This window comes from Ewingella sp. S1.OA.A_B6, assembly GCF_049889095.1.
GTDB lineage: Bacteria > Pseudomonadota > Gammaproteobacteria > Enterobacterales > Enterobacteriaceae > Ewingella.
On record NZ_JBLJFK010000004.1, the window covers coordinates 114,765 to 136,090 of the forward strand.

Annotated in this window: 18 protein-coding genes; 13 read left to right on the forward strand and 5 right to left on the reverse strand. The window is 53.2% G+C overall.

Going from position 1 to position 21,326, the window contains the following annotated elements; all coding sequences use genetic code 11:
- Positions 1–12: 12 nt before the first annotated feature.
- From thiB to thiQ, 3 genes are read left to right on the forward strand one after another with little or no spacing between them, the layout of a single operon-like run.
- On the forward strand, positions 13–1,011 hold the full coding sequence (gene thiB / locus ACMV8I_RS11660; protein ID WP_498865388.1) for a thiamine ABC transporter substrate binding subunit: 999 nt from the start codon (positions 13–15) through the stop codon (positions 1,009–1,011).
- Positions 987–2,597 carry a thiamine/thiamine pyrophosphate ABC transporter permease ThiP gene (gene thiP, locus ACMV8I_RS11665; RefSeq protein WP_498865389.1) on the forward strand — a complete coding sequence of 537 codons (1,611 nt, stop codon included), beginning with the start codon at positions 987–989 and terminating at the stop codon, positions 2,595–2,597. The genes thiB and thiP overlap by 25 nt, the downstream gene beginning before the upstream one ends.
- Positions 2,581–3,291: a thiamine ABC transporter ATP-binding protein ThiQ gene (thiQ, locus tag ACMV8I_RS11670; protein ID WP_498865390.1), complete on the forward strand. Its 711-nt coding sequence runs from the start codon at positions 2,581–2,583 to the stop codon at positions 3,289–3,291. The genes thiP and thiQ overlap by 17 nt, the downstream gene beginning before the upstream one ends.
- Here thiQ and ACMV8I_RS11675 read toward each other — a convergent pair.
- Entirely contained in the window at positions 3,278–4,045 is a 768-nt protein-coding gene (locus ACMV8I_RS11675) for a DedA family protein (RefSeq protein ID WP_498865391.1), read from the reverse strand. The two genes, thiQ and ACMV8I_RS11675, sit on opposite strands and share 14 nt — an antisense overlap.
- Positions 4,046–4,207: 162 nt before the next feature.
- Between ACMV8I_RS11675 and ACMV8I_RS11680 the strand changes: the two genes are divergently transcribed.
- From ACMV8I_RS11680 to rluA, 3 genes are all read left to right on the forward strand, one after another.
- Entirely contained in the window at positions 4,208–6,688 is a 2,481-nt protein-coding gene (locus tag ACMV8I_RS11680; RefSeq protein ID WP_498865392.1) for a DNA polymerase II, read from the forward strand.
- 196 nt (positions 6,689–6,884) lie between these two features.
- Complete coding sequence (gene rapA, locus ACMV8I_RS11685) at positions 6,885–9,782, forward strand: RNA polymerase-associated protein RapA (protein WP_498865393.1); 2,898 nt, start codon at positions 6,885–6,887, stop codon at positions 9,780–9,782.
- Positions 9,783–9,902: 120 nt separating this feature from the next.
- Positions 9,903–10,556, forward strand: coding sequence for a bifunctional tRNA pseudouridine(32) synthase/23S rRNA pseudouridine(746) synthase RluA (rluA, locus tag ACMV8I_RS11690; RefSeq protein ID WP_498865514.1), 654 nt, complete (start codon positions 9,903–9,905; stop codon positions 10,554–10,556).
- 214 nt (positions 10,557–10,770) lie between these two features.
- Here rluA and djlA read toward each other — a convergent pair whose 3' ends face one another.
- Positions 10,771–11,589 carry a co-chaperone DjlA gene (djlA, locus tag ACMV8I_RS11695; RefSeq protein WP_498865394.1) on the reverse strand — a complete coding sequence of 273 codons (819 nt, stop codon included), beginning with the start codon at positions 11,587–11,589 and terminating at the stop codon, positions 10,771–10,773.
- A 182-nt stretch (positions 11,590–11,771) separates the two neighbouring features.
- On the opposite strand from djlA, the gene lptD reads away from it, so the two are divergent.
- The 6 genes from lptD to apaH all read left to right on the forward strand — a co-directional run bounded on the left by lptD (position 11,772) and on the right by apaH (position 18,606).
- Positions 11,772–14,147, forward strand: a complete 2,376-nt coding sequence (gene lptD, locus ACMV8I_RS11700; RefSeq protein ID WP_498865395.1) for an LPS assembly protein LptD — start codon at positions 11,772–11,774, stop codon at positions 14,145–14,147.
- Between the two features lie 66 nt (positions 14,148–14,213).
- Positions 14,214–15,509 carry a peptidylprolyl isomerase SurA gene (gene surA / locus ACMV8I_RS11705; protein WP_498865396.1) on the forward strand — a complete coding sequence of 432 codons (1,296 nt, stop codon included), beginning with the start codon at positions 14,214–14,216 and terminating at the stop codon, positions 15,507–15,509.
- Positions 15,499–16,506, forward strand: coding sequence for a 4-hydroxythreonine-4-phosphate dehydrogenase PdxA (gene pdxA / locus ACMV8I_RS11710; protein WP_498865397.1), 1,008 nt, complete (start codon positions 15,499–15,501; stop codon positions 16,504–16,506). The genes surA and pdxA overlap by 11 nt, the downstream gene beginning before the upstream one ends.
- A gap of 5 nt (positions 16,507–16,511) precedes the next feature.
- The gene (gene rsmA, locus ACMV8I_RS11715) at positions 16,512–17,342 is read left to right on the forward strand and encodes a 16S rRNA (adenine(1518)-N(6)/adenine(1519)-N(6))-dimethyltransferase RsmA (RefSeq protein WP_498865398.1); all 831 of its coding nucleotides are present in this window, start codon (positions 16,512–16,514) and stop codon (positions 17,340–17,342) included.
- Positions 17,343–17,368: 26 nt separating this feature from the next.
- A complete protein-coding gene (gene apaG, locus ACMV8I_RS11720) occupies positions 17,369–17,746 on the forward strand; it encodes a Co2+/Mg2+ efflux facilitator ApaG/CorD (protein WP_498865399.1) in 378 nt (125 codons plus the stop codon).
- Between the two features lie 5 nt (positions 17,747–17,751).
- The gene (gene apaH, locus ACMV8I_RS11725; RefSeq protein ID WP_498865400.1) at positions 17,752–18,606 is read left to right on the forward strand and encodes a bis(5'-nucleosyl)-tetraphosphatase (symmetrical) ApaH; all 855 of its coding nucleotides are present in this window, start codon (positions 17,752–17,754) and stop codon (positions 18,604–18,606) included.
- A 72-nt stretch (positions 18,607–18,678) separates the two neighbouring features.
- On the opposite strand, the gene folA is transcribed toward apaH, so the two are convergent.
- The 3 genes from folA to ACMV8I_RS11740 all read right to left on the reverse strand — a co-directional run bounded on the left by folA (position 18,679) and on the right by ACMV8I_RS11740 (position 20,553).
- A complete protein-coding gene (gene folA, locus ACMV8I_RS11730; protein WP_498865515.1) occupies positions 18,679–19,164 on the reverse strand; it encodes a type 3 dihydrofolate reductase in 486 nt (161 codons plus the stop codon).
- A 133-nt stretch (positions 19,165–19,297) separates the two neighbouring features.
- Positions 19,298–19,762: a threonine/serine exporter gene (locus ACMV8I_RS11735; protein ID WP_498865401.1), complete on the reverse strand. Its 465-nt coding sequence runs from the start codon at positions 19,760–19,762 to the stop codon at positions 19,298–19,300.
- Positions 19,759–20,553, reverse strand: a complete 795-nt coding sequence (locus tag ACMV8I_RS11740) for a threonine/serine exporter family protein (RefSeq protein WP_498865402.1) — start codon at positions 20,551–20,553, stop codon at positions 19,759–19,761. Before ACMV8I_RS11740 ends, ACMV8I_RS11735 begins: the two co-directional genes overlap by 4 nt.
- Positions 20,554–20,673: 120 nt before the next feature.
- Here ACMV8I_RS11740 and ACMV8I_RS11745 point away from each other — a divergent pair, with 120 nt between their 5' ends.
- A complete protein-coding gene (locus tag ACMV8I_RS11745; RefSeq protein WP_498865403.1) occupies positions 20,674–21,288 on the forward strand; it encodes a LysE family translocator in 615 nt (204 codons plus the stop codon).
- The last annotated feature ends 38 nt before the right edge of the window (positions 21,289–21,326 follow it).

Here is a 21,326-nt window from a genome sequence, read left to right on the forward strand (position 1 = left end):
TGGAGCGCAAAGTTGAAAAAATTACTGCCCTGCCTGCTGTTCCTGTCTGTCCCGGCCTTCGCGGCCACGGCCAATGCGGCCAAACCTGTCCTGACGGTTTACACCTACGACTCTTTCTCTGCCGACTGGGGCCCGGGTCCTGCCATCAAAAAAGCTTTTGAAGCGGAATGCGGCTGCGAACTGAAATACGTCGCACTGGAAGACGGCGTGTCTTTGCTCAACCGTCTGCGGATGGAAGGCAAAAACAGCAAGGCGGACGTCGTGCTCGGGCTGGATAACAACCTGCTGCAGGCCGCCGAGCAAACCGGGCTGTTTGCCAAAGCCCCGAAAACCGAGGCCAAACTGACGGTGCCGGGCGGCTGGAATGACAGCACATTCGTGCCTTACGACTACGGCTATTTCGCGTTTGTCTATGATAAAAACAAACTAAAAAATCCACCGAAAAGCCTCGATGAACTGATCAACAGCGATCAAAACTGGAAAGTGATCTATGAAGATCCGCGCACCAGCACACCAGGCCTCGGTCTAATGCTGTGGATGCAGAAAGTCTATGGTGATAAAGCACCGCAAGCGTGGCAAAAACTGGCGAAGAAAACCGTTACGGTCACCAAAGGCTGGAGCGAAGCCTACGGTTTATTCCTCAAAGGCGAAAGCGACCTGGTGCTGAGTTACACCACCTCTCCGGCGTATCACATCATCGAAGAGAAAAAAGACAACTACGCGGCAGCCAACTTCACGGAAGGCCACTATATGCAGGTTGAAGTCGCGGGTCAGTTGGCAAACAGCAAACAGCCGAAGCTTGCGGCACAATTTATGAGATTTGTCACCACCGAAGCTTTCCAGAAAGTGATCCCGACCGGTAACTGGATGTATCCGGTGGTCAATACACCACTGCCTGACGCCTTTAATCAGCTGACCGTGCCAGCCAAATCGCTGCAGTACAGCGCACAGGATGTTGCTACTCACCGCAGTCAATGGATCCAGGCATGGCAGAACGCAGTCAGCCGTTGATCCCACGCTGGCTGTGGCCGGGCGCGGTGGCTTCACTGGCGATGCTACTGGTCGCCGCGCTGGCATTAGGCTCTCTGTGGCGTCATGCGCCGCAGATGAGCGGTGCTTCGCTGTGGCAGGATCCCTATCTCTGGCATGTGATCCGCTTTACCTTCTGGCAGGCGCTGCTTTCGGCTCTCAGCTCGGTGCTGCCCGCTATTTTACTGGCGCGCGCGCTGTTCCGCCGCCGCTTCCCCGGGCGTCAGCTGTTATTACGCTTGTGCGCCATGACACTGGTGTTGCCAGTGCTAGTTGCCGTGTTTGGCATTCTCAGCGTGTACGGAAGACAAGGCTGGCTGGCCCAGCTATGCGGTTGGTTTAGCATTGATTACTCTTTCTCACCTTATGGTCTGAAAGGCATTTTGCTCGCGCACATATTCTTTAATCTGCCGCTGGCAACGCGCCTTCTCTTACAGGCGCTGGAAAATATCGCCGTCGAACAACGTCAGCTTGCCGCTCAGCTGGGTATGAGTACCTGGCAGCAATTCCGCTTTGTCGAATGGCCTGCCCTGCGGCGTCAGATTTTCCCTGCCGCTGCGCTAATCTTCATGTTGTGCTTCGCCAGCTTTGCCACTGTGCTGTCGCTGGGCGGCGGTCCGCAGGCGACCACCATCGAACTGGCGATCTACCAGGCGCTGAGTTATGACTACGACTTAAGCCGTGCCGCCACGCTGGCGCTGATCCAACTGGTTTGCTGTCTGGCGCTGGTACTGCTCAGCCAAAAACTCAGTCAGGTGCTGCCGGTCGGGCAAACGCACGCTCAGCGCTGGCGTGATCCTGACGACTCCCTGCCGCGCCGTATTGCCGACGGCGTACTGATTAGTCTGGCGCTGTTGCTGATCCTGCCGCCGCTGCTGGCGGTGATTTTCGATGGCATTAACCGCGCAGCCGTCAGCGTGCTGCAACAAGCCGCGCTCTGGCAGGCGTTGTGGACGTCAGTACGTATTGCGCTCGGTAGCGGATTATTATGCGTATTGCTAACGATGATGCTGCTGTGGAGCAGCCGCGAGCTGCGTTTACGCCAGCGGCATGGCTGGGCGCAGGCCATGGATCTCAGCGGAATGCTGATCCTCGCGATGCCGGGTATCGTGCTGGCAACCGGCTTTTTCCTGCTGCTCGGCGATACCGTCGGTTTACCGCAATCGCCATGGCCGCTGGTGATCCTCACCAACGCCCTAATGGCCGTGCCTTACGCGCTAAAAGTGTTGGATAACCCAATGCGCGATGTGGCTGAACGCTATAACCCGCTGTGCCTTTCGCTTGATATGCGTGGCTGGCAACGGCTACGTTGGGTTGAGCTTAGCGCCCTGAAACGCCCGATAGCGCAGGCGCTGGCGTTTGCCTGCGTACTGTCACTGGGGGATTTCGGCGTGATTGCGTTGTTCGGTAACGAAAATTTCCGCACGCTGCCATTTTATCTATATCAGCAGATCGGTTCCTATCGCAGTCAGGATGGTGCGGTCACCGCGCTATTATTACTGCTGCTGTGCTTCTTGTTATTCACCCTGATTGAGAAACTGCCGGGCCGCCATGCTGACGCTGAATAAACTGACTTATTTGTACGAACACCTGCCGATGCGCTTTGATCTGGCAATTGATGCCGGTGAACGCGTTGCTATTCTCGGGCCGAGCGGCGCAGGGAAAAGCACGCTACTGAGTCTGGTGGCCGGTTTTCTGACGCCGGTCAGCGGACAGATTTGGCTTAATAACGCCGACCACAGCGCTACGCCACCGGCGAAGCGTCCGGTGTCGATGCTGTTTCAGGAAAACAATCTGTTCTCACATCTGACGGTGCGTCAAAACATGGGGCTGGGGTTACATCCGGGGCTGAAACTCAGCCCGCAGCAAAAGCGGGAATTGGAAGATATCGCACAGCAGGTCGGCCTGACGGACTGTCTGGACAGATTACCGTCGCAGCTTTCCGGCGGGCAACGTCAGCGTGTGGCACTGTCGCGCTGTCTGTTACGCAGCCAGCCGATTTTGTTGCTCGACGAACCCTTCTCGGCGCTCGACCCGGCACTGCGCAGTGAAATGCTGAGTCTGCTGGATAAGGTCTGTGAGCAGCGCAATCTCACCCTACTGATGGTGTCGCACAATCTGGATGATGCGGTGCGGATTGCGCCCCGCACATTGCTGATTGTCGATGGCAGAATTTTCTACGATGGCCCAACGCAGGCACTGGTGGACGGTAGCGCGCCGGAGGCCAGAGTATTAGGAATACAACCGGTTAGCGAGTCATGACTTCCCACAGCAGATGCCCGTAAATCGGCATCATCGGCTGCTTGCTGAGCATCACGATGCTGACCACCGTCGCCACAACACTCAGCACGCAGGTTATCCGCAGCCGCGCTAATGGCAGCCATTTGTTCATCACATCAGCCGAGCCTTTACCGGCACGGAACCCGCGCCATACCAGCCATGCACTGAGCCAGACCAGCACCACGCTGATAAACAGCATCCATTTAAAAACAGCGCTATTGTGACTGGCAGGAATGTCGATGGCGACACCCGCCAAAATACCCGGCAGGAAATAGACCGGCGGCCAGGTTATGCAGCCGACAATATTAGGCGGTGCAAATTTATAAGGAGGTAAATTCAGCATACCGGCCACCAGCGGAACCAGCGGGCGCGTCGGGCCGATAAAACGCCCTAAAATCACCGTCGCAAAACTGTGGCGCTCGAGGGCATAACCGGTTCTATCCAGCAGTGACTGATAACGTTTGAGAAATCGCCAGCGGTGCAGCGGTTCTTTAAATCCGCGTCCGATAAAATAAGACGCCCAGTCGCCGACGAAACACCCGAGCCCGGCCGCCAACCAGGCCTCATATAACCCCACCTGACCACTGCCAATCAACGTCCCGAGCGTCGCCATCATCACGGTGCCGGGTAAAATCAATCCCACCAGCGCCAGCGATTCGAAGAAAGCCACCACGGCGACAATAATCAGAGCAAAGCCCACCGACTGAGCGACCAGATGTTGTAAATAGGCTTCCATAGATTCCCAGTATTCAGTTACGCGAATTACGTAGATAAATGAGACAAGTGTGAGTTTTCTGCATTCTCATTGTAGTAAAAACATTAAGCCGCTGAATTGTCAGTGCATGAACTTTCACAGTCAACCGCGTAATTGTATGCGTATTTGGCTAAGACCATAGCAATGGACAAGGACTGTATAAATAACCATACTCTGTCTTTGACTCTCTCTCCTTATCTCTGTCGTTTCGAGGCGCTTATTAACTCCGCAACCGCACGTTCCTCTTCTGCCATCCCTGACACTTTGCCGCGTCAGGGATTTGTGCTGACCCGCCACTGGCGCGACACTCAGCGTGGCACTGAGGTGGAACTGTGGCTGGCAACTGACGAGGGTGCGCAGAAAGTCCGCCTGCCTTTGCAGGAGTCCGTGGCGTTTATTCCGGCAGAACATCGCGCTCAGGCGATGCGCATTCTGGCCGATGAAAAAAATGTTAGCCTGCGCGAATTGCCGATGCAGGATTTCCATTCCCGGCCGGTGCTCGGCTTGTACTGTCCGCAGCATCGCCAACTCATGCGGATTGAAAAACAGCTAAAGGAAGACGGCGTTTCAGTGTACGAGGCAGATATCCGCCCACCTGAACGCTTTCTGATGGAGCGTTATATCACTGCACCGGTCTGGTTCAGCGGTAAACCGGGGCCGAATAACCTGCTGATCGAAACCAGAATGAAACCCGCCGAAGGTTATCGACCGCCGCTGAAACTCTGTTCGCTGGACATCGAAACCAGCGGCAACGGCGAGTTGTATTGCATCGGCCTTGAAGGCTGCGGCCAGCGCCATGTTTACATGCTTGGGCCGCCCAATGGCGACCCTGATAAACCCCGCGACTTTATTCTTGAGTATGTCGATAGCCGTCCGATGCTGATCCAAAAACTGAATCAGTGGCTGGCCGACTTCGACCCCGACGCCATCATTGGCTGGAACGTGGTGCAGTTTGATCTGCGGGTACTGCAAAAACATGCCGAGCGCTACAACATCCCCTTACGTTTCGGGCGCGGCGGCAATGAACTGGAATGGCGCGAACATGGATTCAAACAGGGGCATTTTTTTGCCGCCGCCGCCGGGCGTCTGATCATTGATGGCATTGAAGCCCTCAAGTCAGCCTTTTGGAACTTTCCATCATTCAGTCTGGAAACGGTCTCGCAAACATTGCTGGGAGAAGGGAAAGCCAGCGACAGCCCTTATCAGCGGCTGGAGGAGATCGAGCAGCGTTTTCGCGAAGATAAGCCCGCGCTGGCCCATTACAACCTGAAAGACTGCGAGCTGGTGACGCGCATCTTCACCAAGACAGAGCTGATGCCCTTCCTGCTGGAACGTGCCTCAGTGACCGGTCTGGCGGCCGATCGCAGCGGCGGCTCAGTGGCTGCGTTCACCCATCTTTATTTACCGCGTATGCACCGCGTAGGGTATGTCGCACCCAATCTGGGTGAACGACCGGAAGAGATGAGTCCCGGCGGTTTTGTGATGGATTCGCGGCCCGGCCTTTACGATTCAGTTCTGGTGCTGGATTACAAAAGTCTGTACCCGTCAATCATCCGCACTTTTTTGATTGATCCGGTGGGATTAGTCGCCGGGCTGCAACAGCCTGACGATGAACATTCAGTACCAGGTTATCGCCAGGCACGCTTTTCCCGCATCAAGCACTGTCTGCCAGAAATCGTGCGACAAATCTGGCAGGGGCGGGAAAATGCCAAACAACACAAGAATAAGCCGCTGTCACAAGCGCTGAAAATCATCATGAATGCTTTTTATGGCGTGCTGGGGTCCAGCGGCTGCCGGTTCTTTGATCCACGGCTGGCATCGTCTATTACGCTGCGCGGTCACGACATCATGCGCCAGACCCGCGAACTGATTGAAGCTGAAAATTATCAGGTAATTTATGGCGACACCGACTCCACTTTCGTCTGGCTGAACGGAGCGCAGTCGGAGGAAGAAGCCAGTGCGATTGGTCGCAAGCTGGTTGAACAGGTTAACGCCTGGTGGAAGACCCATTTACAACAGGAATATGGCCTGGAAAGTGCGCTGGAACTGGAGTTTGAAACCCATTTCAAACGCTTCCTGATGCCCACTATTCGCGGTTCCGAGCAGGGCAGTAAAAAACGCTACGCCGGGCTGGTTAGCGGCGCGGACGGCGAACATATTATTTATAAGGGTCTGGAGACTGTGCGCACCGACTGGACACCGCTGGCGCAAACGTTTCAGCAGGAACTTTACCATCGCGTATTCCACAACCAGCCTTATCAGGATTATGTCCGCGACTACGTGGCGAAAACGCTGGCTGGCGAATTTGACAACCAGTTGGTTTACCGCAAACGCCTGCGCCGCAAGCTCAGTGATTACGAGCGTAATGTGCCCCCGCACGTACGTGCAGCAAGGCTGGCGGATGAATATAACGTGCAGCAGGGTCGTGCAAAACAGTATCAAAACGGTGGCTGGATAAGCTACGTGATGACCACTGCCGGTCCGGAACCGTTGGAGAACCGGCATTCACTTATCGATCATGATCACTACATCGAACGCCAGCTCGAACCGGTCGCCGATGGTATTCTTCCTTTCCTTCATGACGATTTCGCTACGCTTATTAACGGTCAAATGGGACTATTTTAAGCAGGTCAAGGCGCTATCATAGTGATTCACAGGTGACGAAAGCCTCGCCTTCCATTACCATAGTGCCCTTTCCCAATTCTGAACCACTCCCACATAATTATGATTCCGCGCCTCAGGCGAGGAAAGCAGCGCTATTAGAAAAATTCAGGCTTTTTACACAGTAGCCCTTTAAAAGAAACAGAGAGATAAAAGACATATGCCTTTCACACTTGGTCAACGCTGGATAAGCGATACGGAAAGCGAATTAGGTTTAGGCACTGTCGTCGCGATTGATACGCGCATGGTGACCCTGCTTTTCCCCGCCACCGGTGAAAACCGCCTGTATGCCCGTCATGATTCACCGATCACCCGCGTGATGTTTAATACCGGTGATACCATCAGTTGCCACGAAGGTTGGCAGTTAATGGTGACTGAAGTCATTGAGGACAAAGGGTTGTTGACCTATGTAGGCACCCGTACCGACACCGAAGAAACCCGCGTGTCGATGCGCGAAGTCCTGCTTGACAGCAAACTGACGTTTAGCAAGCCGCAGGACCGTCTGTTCGCCGGTCAGATTGACCGCATGGACCGCTTCGCCCTGCGTTTTCGCGCCCGAAAATATCAGCGTGAGCAATTCCGTCTGGAGTTCGGTGGCCTGCGCGGCATGCGCGCCAGTTTGATCCCGCATCAGTTGCATATTGCCTATGAAGTCGGTCAGCGTCATGCACCGCGCGTATTATTAGCCGATGAAGTGGGTCTGGGTAAAACCATCGAAGCCGGGATGATCATTCATCAGCAACTGCTGTCTGGCCGGGCCGAGCGCGTCCTGATTGTGGTGCCTGAGACTTTGCAGCACCAGTGGCTGGTCGAGATGCTGCGCCGTTTCAACCTGCGCTTCTCCCTGTTTGATGATGACCGCTATGCTGAATCTCTGCACGACGCCACCAATCCCTTCGAAACCGAGCAACTGGTGATCTGTTCGCTGGACTTTGTACGCCGCAATAAGTCGCGTCTGGAGCAACTTTCTGACGCCGAGTGGGACATGCTGGTAGTCGATGAAGCGCACCATCTGGTGTGGAGCGAAGAAACGCCAAGTCGTGAATATCAGGTGATCGAGCAACTTTCTCAGCAGATCCCAAGCGTGCTGCTACTGACCGCCACACCGGAACAACTTGGCCAGCAAAGCCACTTTGCCCGTCTGCGTTTGCTTGATCCGGATCGTTTCCACGATTACGAAGAGTTCATCCACGAGCAACAGCAATATCAGCCAGTGGCCGATGCCGTAACATTGCTGCTGAATAAAGAGCCTTTGACCCAGGAAGCGTTGACGCTGCTGGGCGAGAGCGTCGGCAATGCCGATACTGACGCGCTGCTGAAAGCAGCCAACAATGGTGACGAAGCGTCAGCCAAACAGCTGGTTGCTATGCTGATGGATCGTCACGGCACCAGCCGCGTGCTGTTCCGTAACACCCGTAACGGTGTGAAAGGGTTCCCGGACCGTCATTTGCATGCGGTAAAGCTGCCGCTGCCGACGCAATATCAGACGGCAATCAAAGTCTCCGGCATCATGAGCGCCAAGAAAACCATGGAAGCTCGCGCCTACGATATGCTTTATCCGGAGCAGATTTATCAGGAATTTGAAGGTGATAACGCCACCTGGTGGAACTTCGATCCACGCGTTGAATGGCTGCTCGATTACCTGACCAGCAACCGCGATGCAAAAGTACTGGTGATCTGCGCCAAAGCCGCCACCGCGCTGCAACTTGAACAGGTTCTGCGCGAACGCGAAGCCATCCGAGCCGCTGTATTCCACGAAGGGTTATCAATTATTGAACGTGACCGTGCGGCGGCCTATTTTGCCTCGCAGGAAGATGGGGCGCAGGTGCTGCTCTGCTCAGAGATAGGCTCCGAAGGCCGTAACTTCCAGTTCGCCAGTAAAATGGTGATGTTCGATCTGCCATTCAATCCGGATCTGCTCGAACAGCGTATTGGCCGTCTGGACCGTATCGGTCAGTTGAACAACATCGACATCATGGTGCCTTACCTCGAACAAACCGCACAGGCGGTGCTGGTTCGCTGGTTCAACGAAGGGCTGGATGCATTCGAGCACACCTGCCCGACTGGGCGGACCATTTATGACAGCGCTTACCAGCAACTGCTCACCTTCCTCGCCACACCAAATGAGCAGGAAGGTCTTGATGCGTTTATTCAGCAATGCCGCAGCCAGCACGATGCATTGAAAATCGAGCTGGAAAACGGCCGCGATCGCCTGCTGGAGATGCACTCCAACGGTGGCGAACCGGCACAGCAGTTAGCGAAAGAGATTGCCGGGCAGGACAACGACGTTAATCTGGTGAATTTTGCGCTGAACCTGTTCGATATTGTCGGTATCAATCAGGAAGATCGCAGTGATAATCTGATCGTCCTGACGCCATCCGATCACATGCTGGTGCCTGATTTCCCGGGCCTGCCGGAAGATGGCTGCACCGTGACATTCAATCGCGAACAAGCACTGTCGCGTGAGGACACTCAGTTCATCAGTTGGGAACATCCGATTGTGCGTAATGGTCTGGATCTGATCCTCTCAGGCGATACCGGCAGCTGTGCAGTCTCTATTTTGAAAAACAAAGCCCTGCCCGTTGGCACGCTGCTGGCGGAACTGATTTACGTGGTGGAGTGTCAGGCACCGAAGCATCTGCAACTGACCCGCTTCCTGCCACCGACGCCGGTGCGTATGCTGATCGACAGCAAAGGCACTAATCTGGCGGCACAGGTCGAGTTTGAAAGCTTCAACCGTCAGCTCAATGCCATCAACCGTCATAACTCCAGCAAGCTGGTGAATGCGGTGCAGGCGGAGGTTCACACCATGTTGCAACAGGCTGAACCCCAGATTGCCGATGCCGCCCGCGCGCTGATTGAAGCGGCCAAAGTCGAAGCTGATGTTCAGCTCAGTCAAGAGCTGGCACGTCTGAAAGCGCTGAAAGCGGTCAACCCAAACATTCGTGATGACGAGCTGGAAGCGGTAGAGTCTAACCGTACTCAGGTTCTGGCTAATCTGAACGAGGCAAGCTGGCGTCTGGACGCTATCCGACTGGTCGTAGTCAGCCATCAGTAATGTCAACGCAGAGGCAGGGTTTTCCTGCCTTTCTTTTCTCACTTAGATGACAACAGACTCGTGAAATCCGCTATGAGTGAAAATCAACCCGCACCGTATCAGCCATCCAATACCCGCCCGCTGGAGGATTACCATCCACCGACCGATCCCTGGTTGCAGGTATTGTTTCAGGATGAACACATTATGGTGGTCAATAAGCCCAGCGGATTGTTGTCGGTTCCGGGTAAAGCGGCCGAGCATCAGGACAGTCTGATGACGCGCATTCAGCGCGATTTCCCTGAGGCCGAATCGGTACATCGTCTGGATATGTCCACCAGCGGCGTGATGGTTGCCGCTCTGACGAAAGAGGCTGAGCGCGAGCTTAAGCGCCAGTTTCGCGAGCGTGAAACCAAAAAAGTCTATATCGCGCGGGTGTGGGGACATATGGCGGAAGATTACGGCATCATCGATTTGCCGCTGATTTGCGACTATCCGAACCGCCCGAAACAGAAGGTCTGTCACGAAACTGGCAGAAAAGCGCTGACGCAATATGAAGTGATCTCATGGGACGACGATGGCACCACCCGAGTCAGACTGCGGCCGATCACCGGCCGTTCGCATCAGCTGCGTGTGCATCTGCTGGCGCTGGGCTACCCGATCCTCGGCGATAAGTTTTATGCACCACATGACGCGCTGGTGATGGTTCCACGGCTGCAACTCCACGCGCAGGAGCTGTCGTTCTATCACCCGATCACCGATGCCCCGCAGGTTTTTAACTGCGAGCCGGATTTCTAACGTCGGTTTTAAAAACATAATTGAACCAAAAAAGGCGCTGAATTCAGCGCCTTTTTTGGTTCAAACATCCCCTAAATAATTCAAGTCGCCTGGAGGCGCCTACTTTTGGTGCAGAAAGGCGACAAGCTCTTAAATCCCCAGGAGCTTAGATAACTAAGTGACTGGGGTGAGTGACCGCAGCCAACGCATTTGCGGCTTGAAGTATGACGGGGAACTATTTAAAACCTTTCTCTTTTTTGATCAGGTCATACGCAGCCTGGATTGACTGCGCTTTTTCTTTGGCCATTTCCATCATTTCCGGCGGCAAACCTTTCGCCACCAGTTTGTCAGGATGATGTTCACTCATCAATTTACGGTAAGCGCGTTTGATGGTGATGCCATCATCGGATGGGGTAACGCCCAGCACTTTACAGGCATCAGCCAACGTAGGACCTTGTGGCGCCTGACGATAGCCGCCCTGCGAATACTGCCCTTGCTGACCCCCACCAAATTGCTGACCGCCCTCCATCATGCTCAAAAACTGGTCAAACTGCTGGCGGGAAATCCCCAGTTCTTCAGCAATGACATACAGCACCTGGCGCTCATTAGGATGCAATGACCCGTCAGCAAAAGCGGCCTGGATCTGAATTTCCAGAAAAGTCCGGATTAAATCAAAACGGCCGAAGCAGATACCACGTAATTCACGCATTTTTTCGCGTAGCGGATAACTGGCTTCTTTACCCACTTGAAACGCGTGCTGAGCCGCATTACGGTTCTCACCGTGCAGTTGCATGCGATCCATATACAGGCTTGCAATCTGAATGTCGGCCTCGGTAACTCTCCCTTTTGATTTGGTTAAATGCCCCATCACCTCAAAGGTGGTGCGGAAAAAAAGTGTTTGCCTTGTCTGCTGATCGGCAAAATAACCGCGACTCTTGACCGAGCGCGCTTTGTCGAACATATGCCCAATCAGCAACCCTAAAACGATTCCCCAGAACCCCACACCGGACATTAAGCCCAGTAGAAGACCGAGCAGCTTTCCCCAATACTGCATATACTCCTCAATTCATCATGGCGTCGTCGAAAAATTGCTTTATCATAACCGGCATTTACCGTTGTGCCTAACGGCGACAGCGATTACGGGTTGGATTTAACACTAGCGCAACGATGACGAGTGATATAGTCTCTGACCGTTTGCCGGCATGATGCCTCTGATGACGGAACACCATTTTACGTATGAAAAACAGACGTCTGAAAACTCGCTTACCTACGCTGCTGGCCACCACCATTTGGGCGGCCCTGTACAGCCATGGGGCTTTTGCCGATCTCGCTGCGCAATGTATGCTCGGCGTTCCGACTTATGACAAACCGTTGGTTACCGGTGACCCGAATAAACTTCCCGTTCATATTCAGGCTGACCATGCCACGGGGAATTACCCGGATAACGCCCTGTTCAGCGGAAAAGTTAACGTAGAACAAGGTAATGCCACACTGGACGCTGACCAGGTTCAGCTGAATCAGATCGCGAACCCGGGGCAGACCACACCTACCCGTACCGTGACGGCGACCGGTAACGTTAAATATAATAGCGATCAGATCAAGCTGAATGGCCCGAAAGCCTTCTCGAACCTGACAACCAAAGATACCGACGTGGAAAACGGTGATTATCAGATGGTCGGTCGTCAGGGTCGTGGCGTTGCGGACAAAATGAAGCAGCGTGACAGCAACCGTTACACCATTCTTGATAACGGCACATTTACCTCCTGCCTGCCCGGTGACAACAGCTGGAGCGTCGTTGGCTCGCAGATCATCGAAGACCGCCAGGAAGAAGTGGCTGAGATTTGGAATGCCCGTTTCCACATCGGCCCGGTGCCGGTATTTTACAGCCCCTATATGCAGTTACCGATTGGTAACAGGCGTCGCTCCGGCTTCCTGATCCCGAACGCCAACTACAGCAGTAACAATGGCTTTGGTGTCACCGTTCCCTATTACTGGAACATTGCACCTAACTACGACGCCACAATCACACCGAATTATATGAGTAACCGTGGACTGCAATTGCAGAATGAGTTCCGTTATCTGACCGTTGCCGGTGCAGGTATGATGGAATTCGATTATCTCGGTGACGATAAGAAAATTGATGACGAATACGTCAAGAGTCAAGGTCGCACCAGCGATCAAACCAAACGCTGGATGTACTATTGGGCCCACTCAGGCGTAGTGGATCAGGTCTGGCGTTTCAACATCGACTATACCAAAGTCAGTGACCCGTATTACTTCACCGATTTTGACTCCAAATATGGCTCAACCACCGATGGCTATGCGGCGCAGAAATTCAGCGTCGGCTACGCCAATGAAAACTGGGATGCAACCTTAGCCAGCAAGCAATTCCAGATCTTCAGTGGCTATGACACCGGTAACGTTTATCGTGCCATGCCGCAATTTGACGTCAATTATTATAAAAATGATCTCGGGCCATTTGATCTTCACGTCTATAGCCAGGCGGCGAAGTTTACTAACGTAAACCCGAATCAGCCTGATGCAATAAGGCTGCACTTAGAACCAACGCTGAGCCTGCCGTTAAGCAACAGCCTGGGTAGCCTGGATAATGAAGTCAAATTGATGACGACGCATTATCAACAGGATATTCCCGATGCCTACTTCGATGCTAACCCGAACTCCAGGCTGAAAAGTTCGGTTAACCGTACGATGCCGGAGTTCAAAAGCGACGGTAAAATGGTGTTTGAACGCACCATGGACTGGAACCAAAGCTTCACGCAAACCCTCGAACCGCGAGCGCAGTATCTTTACATTCCTTACCGCGATCAGAGTGGAATTAACACGTATGACTCGACGTTATTGCAATCTGACTATACCGGGCTGTTCCGTGATAAGAGCTACAGCGGCCTGGACCGTATCGCTTCTGCTAATCAGGTAGCCAGCGGTCTGACAACACGTATTTATGATGACGGCCTGGTGGAGCGTTTTAACGCCTCACTTGGTCAGATTTATTACTTTACGCCTCCGCGTACCGGCGACCAAAACAGCGCGCTGGATAAAAACGACGATACCGGTAGTCTGGTATGGGCTGGCGATTCCTACTATAAAATCAATGATTTCTGGGGCATCCGTGGTGGCGCACAGTATGACACACGTCTTGATGCACTGGCGCTGGGTGATGCTGTACTGGAATACCGCGCTGATTCAGAAAGAATGGTGCAGTTGAGCTACCGTTATGCCAGCCCGGAATATATTCAGGCTACGCTGCCTCAGGTGACTAACCCTGGCTACCAGCAGGGTATATCACAGGTTGGCGGGATTGCCAGCTGGCCCATCGCTGACCGCTGGGCGATTGTCGGTGCCTACTATTACGACACCAAAGCACAGCAACCGGCCGACCAGTTACTGGGGCTGCAATACAATACCTGCTGTTGGGCGGTTAACCTGGGGTACGAACGTAAAATCACCACTTACGACTCGACCAAGTCTGAAAGCAAATATGACAACAAGATTTCATTCAACATTGAACTTCGTGGCCTGAGTGGTAATCATAGCCTCGGAACCAATGAAATGTTGGCCAGCGGCATACTGCCTTATCAACGTGCTTTCTAAGCCCAACGATATGTTGAACTCAGTGAACTTGCATCCGCAATTGCGGATTAAACAAATGGAAAAAGTATGAAGAACTGGAGAACGCTTCTCCTCGGCGTAACGCTTTGTGCCAGTACCGCGTTCGCAGCGCCACAAGAAGTTGATAAAGTGGCCGCCGTGGTCGATAACGGCGTAGTCTTAGAAAGTGACGTCACAAGCCTGATGCAGTCAGTTAAACAGCAGGCGAAAGAGGCGAATCAGCAGTTACCCGATGACGCCACGCTGCGCCATCAGATCTTGGATCGTCTGATCATGGATACCATTCAGTTGCAGATGGCCAATAAAATGGGCATTAAGTTAACGGATGAAGACGTTGATAAAGCCATTGCCGGCATTGCTGCACAGAACAAACTGACCGTCGACCAACTGCGCAGTCGTCTGGCGTATGACGGCCTGAACTACAGCACTTACCGCGCGCAGATCCGCAAAGAGATGATGATTAGCGAAGTGCGTAATAGTGAAGTACGCCGTCGTGTCACGGTGCTTCCACAAGAAGTCGATACTCTGGCGAAACAAGTCGGCGCCCAAAACGGTGGCAGTGCTGAATTCAACCTCAGCCACATTCTGCTGCCTCTGCCGGAAAACCCGACGCAGGATCAGGTAGACACTACCGAAGCACTGGCGAAAAAAGTAATGGGTGAGCTCAATAATGGCGCCGACTTTGGCAAAATGGCGATCACCTACTCCGCTGATTCCCAGGCGCTCAAAGGCGGCAATATGGGGTGGGGTAAATTACAAGAGCTGCCTTCGCTGTTTGCTCAGGCGCTGAGCACTGCGCAGAAAGGCCAGATTATTGGTCCTATCCGCTCAGGTGTCGGCTTCCATATTCTGAAAGTGAATGACATTCGAGGCGACAATAAAACCGTCTCGGTGACCGAAATTCACGCACGCCACATCCTGCTGAAACCCTCGGTGGTGATGACTGACGATCAGGCTAAAGCCAAGTTGGAGCAAGTTGCTGCTGATATCCGCAGTGGTAAAGCGACATTTGCTGACGAAGCGAAACAGCTTTCTCAGGATCCGGGTTCTGCCAATCAGGGCGGCGATTTAGGTTGGGCCTCTCCTGACATGTATGACCCTGCGTTCCGTGAAGCATTGCTCAACCTGAAGAAAGGTCAGCTCAGTGCGCCGGTTCACTCATCCTTTGGCTGGCACTTGATTGAGGTGCTCGACACCCGTCAGGTTGATAAAACTGATGCGGCGCAGAAAGAGCGTGCATACAGGATGTTGTTCAACCGTAAATTCTCAGAAGAAGCTCAGACCTGGATGCAGGAACAGCGTGCCAATGCGTACGTGAAAATTATGGACGGTAATGGAAAATAATATTTCCGTGACGAAATCTGTGGTCATCACCCCCGGCGAACCCGCCGGGGTTGGGCCGGATTTGGTACTGGCACTGGCTCAGCAGACATGGCCTGTTGAGTTAGTGGTATGTGCCGACCCGGCTTTATTGCTTGATCGGGCCAGCGTTTTAGGACTGGACATTACGCTACGCGACTATCAGCCAGGCGTGCCGCCGCAGCTTCAGGCTGCCGGTACACTGACCGTGTTGCCGGTCAAAACAGTCGTGGCAGTGACGCCAGGTAAGTTGGCTGTCGCCAACAGCGCGTACGTAGTAGAAACTCTGGCGCGCGCCTGCGATGGGGCTATTAACGGCGAGTTCGCTGCGCTGGTGACCGGTCCGGTACAAAAAAGTATTATCAATGACGCGGGCATTCCGTTCATTGGACACACCGAATTTTTTGCCGATCGCAGCCAATGCGACCGCGTGGTCATGATGCTGGCAACCGAAGAGTTACGCGTTGCGCTGGCGACAACGCATCTGGCGTTGTCTGCCGTGCCAGCGGCGATCACTCGTCAATGCCTGCATGAAGTGATCACCATTTTGCACCACGATCTTCAGACAAAATTTGGCATCCATGATCCGCAAATCTACATATGTGGTCTTAATCCGCATGCAGGTGAAGGCGGCCACATGGGACATGAAGAGATCGATACCATCATTCCTGCGCTGGAAGAGCTACGTCAGCAAGGCATGAGCCTCATCGGCCCGCTGCCTGCGGACACGCTTTTCCAGCCGAAATACCTACAACACGCTGACGCCGTACTATCGATGTATCACGATCAGGGCCTTCCGGTGCTAAAATATCAGGGATTCGGTCGCGCAGTGAATATTACACTCGGCCTGCCTTTTATCCGGACTTCCGTTGATCACGGCACCGCCCTTGAACTTGCTGCTACCGGCAACGCCGACGCAGGCAGTTTCAAGACAGCAATAAATCTCGCCATTCACATGGCAAACAACAGTAATGATAAATAACCACAATGAATAATCGTGTACATCAGGGCCACTTTGCTCGTAAACGTTTTGGGCAAAACTTTTTAACCGATCAGTTTGTTATCGACAGCATCGTATCGGCCATTCATCCTATGCCGGGTCAGGCGGTCGTTGAGATCGGTCCCGGTTTGGCAGCATTGACAGAGCCGGTGGTTTCACGCCTAGACAGCATGACGGTGATCGAACTTGACCGTGATTTAGCGGCGCGTCTGGAAACCAACCCGAAGATGCTGGGTAAGCTGCGGGTGATTCAATCCGATGCCATGAAAGTTGATTTCGGTGAGCTTTCCAAAGAGTTGGGGCAACCCCTGCGCGTGTTCGGCAATTTGCCATATAACATCTCCACGCCGTTGATGTTCCACCTGTTTCTCTATACCAATGCTATCAGCGACATGCATTTCATGTTGCAGAAAGAAGTGGTTAACCGTCTGGTTGCCGGGCCTAACAGCAAGGCATTTGGTCGTCTGACCGTCATGGCGCAGTATTACTGCAATATTATTCCGGTACTTGAAGTACCACCGGAATCCTTTACGCCAGCGCCAAAAGTTAACTCCGCCGTGGTGCGTTTGATCCCGCATGAGACCATTCCCTACCCGGTGGACGATATCCGTATTTTGAGCCGTCTGACGACCGACGCCTTCAATCAGCGCCGGAAAACTATTCGTAACAGCCTGGGACATTTGTTTACTCCAGAACAGATGACCGCACTGGGCCTGGATTTGCAAATGCGTGCAGAAAACATCTCTGTTGAGCAATACTGCAAACTCGCTAACTGGCTATCGACCCGGCCGAAAAATGCTGAACCGAAGCCGGAATAATAATTTTCGGGATAGGGAGTAACGTTATGCTTGATTCACCCCGCGTCAGTATTCAGGTGCAAAGTATCTACATAGCGTCACAGTCGATACCTGATGAAGAACGTTTTGTCTTCGCCTACACCATTACCATTCGCAACCTTGGGCGTTTCAACGTGCAATTGCTCCGCCGTTACTGGCTGATAACCAACAGTAACGGGCGACAGACTGAAGTTCGGGGTGAAGGTGTAGTGGGTCAACAACCCCTCATTTTGCCCGGTGATGAATTTCACTACACTAGCGGCGCGGTTCTTGAAACGCCGCTGGGTACAATGGAAGGTCATTACGACATGGTTGCAGAGAACGGTGAACCGTTCAGCGTGCCCATCCCTGTTTTTCGCCTCGCGATCCCAACGCTGATAAATTAATCCTCATGTCGACATATCTTATTGGTGATGTTCATGGCTGTATCGATGAACTCAAAGCGCTATTAGCGCAGGCAAGTTTTGACCCGCGGCAAGACTGTTTATGGCTGACGGGCGATCTCGTCGCACGAGGCCCGGACTCACTTGAAGTGCTGCGTTTTGTCAGCGGTTTAGGGAATTCCGTGCGCATGGTACTCGGCAATCATGACCTGCATTTGCTGGCCATCTATGCCGGTATCAGCTTTAACAAACCTAAAGACCGCCTGAAACCACTGCTCGAAGCCGAAGATGCCGACGAACTGATCAACTGGCTGCGGCGCCAACCCGTTTTGCAGGTTGACGAAGATCTCAAGCTGGTTATGGCCCACGCGGGCATCACGCCGCAGTGGGACCTGGAAACGGCACAGACATGTGCACGTGAAGTGGAATCAGTATTAAGCAGCGACACCTACCCGCTGTTCCTGGATGCCATGTACGGTGATATGCCAAATAACTGGTCACCAGAACTGAGCGGCCTTGCACGTCTGCGTTTTAGCACCAATGCCCTCACGCGCATGCGTTACTGCTTCCCGAATGGGCAGCTTGATATGATTTGCAAGGACATGCCGGAAAACGCTCCGCGGCCACTTAAGCCGTGGTTTGATATTGAAAACCCCATCCTGCAGGCAGGATACAGTATTGCTTTCGGTCATTGGGCTTCTCTGGAAGGTAAAGGTACGCCAGAAGGTGTCTACGCGCTGGATACTGGCTGTTGCTGGGGTGGCGTCATGACCATGGTGCGCTGGGAAGATAAAGTCTGGTTTACCCAACCGTCCAGCCGGAACAGTGAGAAAGAGCAGGTTCAGACACCCGAAACATTCTGAATGTGTTCTGCGCTCCCCTGAAATACAAAAGGCACCTTAAAAGGTGCCTTTCTGTTGGAACTGGCTGCGGGACTAGCCCCGATTTCGATCCAGAATTTCAAAGCAGTAACCGTGAGAGTTTTGCGCATCGGCGTCATGGAACTCGCTGAATGTACTTTCCCATTGATCTGGTTCGTAGTCCGGGAATTGCGTGTCCCCTTCCACTTCGGCATCAATGTGGGTCAGGTATAAACGGTCTGCACGGTCCAAAAACTGTTCATATACGTGCCCCCCTCCCATCACCATCACTTCCTCAACGTTACCTGCCGCAGCGATCGCAGCGTCAACGGAGGTCACCCAGGTCACATTGTCATGAGTCCCTGGATTTGAACTCATGACAATGTTTAAGCGGCCAGGTAAAGGACGGCCGATAGATTCAAATGTTTTACGTCCCATGATGACCGGTTTGTTCAGCGTATTGCGCTTAAACCAAGCCAGATCGGCCGGTAAATGCCAAGGCATGGCGTTTTCCATGCCAATAACGCGATCCGTCGCCAGTGCGGCGATCAGGCTAATAATCATTGTGAAGCCCTGTGTAGATAAGGAATAAAACCGTGACCCGTAAAAAGAGCTGCCACTATACGGAAAGCCCCATCAGCCGTCGATAGGGAGACTGGCGCTTTATAAAGATTTGAGAGTGCGCTTACCGGACTTACACCCCGGGACGTTTGCGATACAACCACAGCCCCGGTAAAGATAATCCAATCGATAATGCACCGACGATAAAGCTGGCCTTCATAAAATTGGTGACCATGCTGGCCATCAGCGCTTCGCTGTAGCCAAGGTGCGAGATCTCAACCACAGAAATCATCGCCGTATACGCCGAAATCCCCGGAAACATCGGGATAACGGCCGCAACGGTAAACACCTTCGGATGTGCCAGTAACCAGCGCGACCAGTGGATGCCAATCACACCCACCAGAATAGCCGCCAGTAAAGAAGCCCACTCGACATTCAATCCGGCATGCATCATCAGCATGCGTGAACCGTGTCCCAATGCTCCCAGTAATGCGCAGTAGCGCAGCGCGCGTGGTGGTACGTTGAAGACCATAGCAAAACCGAGCGCAGGAACCGCCGCCAGCAGCATATCCTGAATCAGTGCCCACATCAGATTCATGCCCATCCCTGCAACCCCCACAGTGACATCGCCATGACGACACCGATACAGGTCGCCAGCGTCAATAAACTGGCCATCGCCCAGCGTGCCAGACCGGTATTCACATGGCCTTTAAACATATCGGCCACCGCATTAATCAGCGGAAAACCTGGTACGAGCAGGAGAATACTGGCGGCCATGGCTACGCTGGAGGCTTGGCTGAACCAGGCAAGCTTGAGCAGTAAACCGGAAATGCTGGTCGCAACAAACGCAGTACAGCAAAAATTGAGCAACGGATGCGTCTGGCGAATCGTCAGGGTCTGACGTACCGCCATTGCTACTCCACTGGCTAACAGCGTGACAAAAGAGGCGCCCCAGTCGCCACCGTTGAGCTTGCAGAAACAGGCACAAGAGAGCGCCACCATCAGAATCATCAGCCATCGCGGATAACGCAGTGGCTTTATTTTTGTCAGACGTTTGGCTACCAGCGAGCTGTCGAGCAGCCGATGTTCGGCCATGATCACAATATGCTGCACCTCCGTTACCACATGCATATTGATGCCACGATCGATATTCTTGCGTGTCGACGTCAGGCAATGTCCCTGACTGATCGTGCTAAGTACAACGGCGTTAGCAGAAATAGAGCTCTCAACATTGTCCATGCCGAGCGCAACACCCAGCCGCGCCGGCAACTGTTCCACCAACATGCTTTCTGCGCCATGCTGAAGCAGCAGTAGCGCGCATTCAATACACAGGCGGGTTATTTCCCGCTGATAGCTGGCGGCGGGGCTTTCAGTGATAGATGCTTGCATAACTTCCTGAGCCTCAATGGAACAACCTGTAAAAAATCCGGCAAGTGTGGGTTCGCGACAATCAAGATTGGCGTATGATGCCGTCTTATTACGTTCTGAACATTGACGACGGTTACTTTCATGCTTGAAACTTCCCTGTTTATTGCCAGTATCGCTTTCCTTGGCATGCTATCCCCCGGCCCGGATTTTTTTCTGGTGATCAAAAATGCGGCGCGTTACCCACGTATGGCCGCACTGACGACCGCACTCGGCGTGATTTCTGGTGTCATCACCCACATGTCGTACTGCGTCGCGGGCCTTGCCGTGGTTATCACAACGACGCCCTGGTTATTTGGTCTGCTGAAGTATGTCGGCGCGGCCTATTTAATTTGGGTTGGTATTCAGACACTCTTTTCGCGCACCAACAGTAAACTCAATCTGGATGGGATTGAGCAAAAACAGGTCAAGCTGCGCACCGCTTTCATACAGGGTTACCTTTGTAACCTATTGAACCCGAAAGCAACGCTTTTTTTCCTGGCGGTGTTTACTCAAGTTTTACAGGTTAATTCCAGCCTCGGTGAGAAACTGTGGTACGCGTCGATCATTGTCGGTCTGTCGACTATCTGGTGGCCGCTACTGGCCTTATTGATCCAAAGTGCCCCCGTTCGTCGCGGTCTGGCAAAAGCACAGAAAATTATCGATAAACTGCTTGGTGGTGTACTCATCGGTTTAGGGATTAAAGTGGCACTCAGCTGATTGGCTGACGTAGCCTCATTCCATAAAAACGGGCGGTG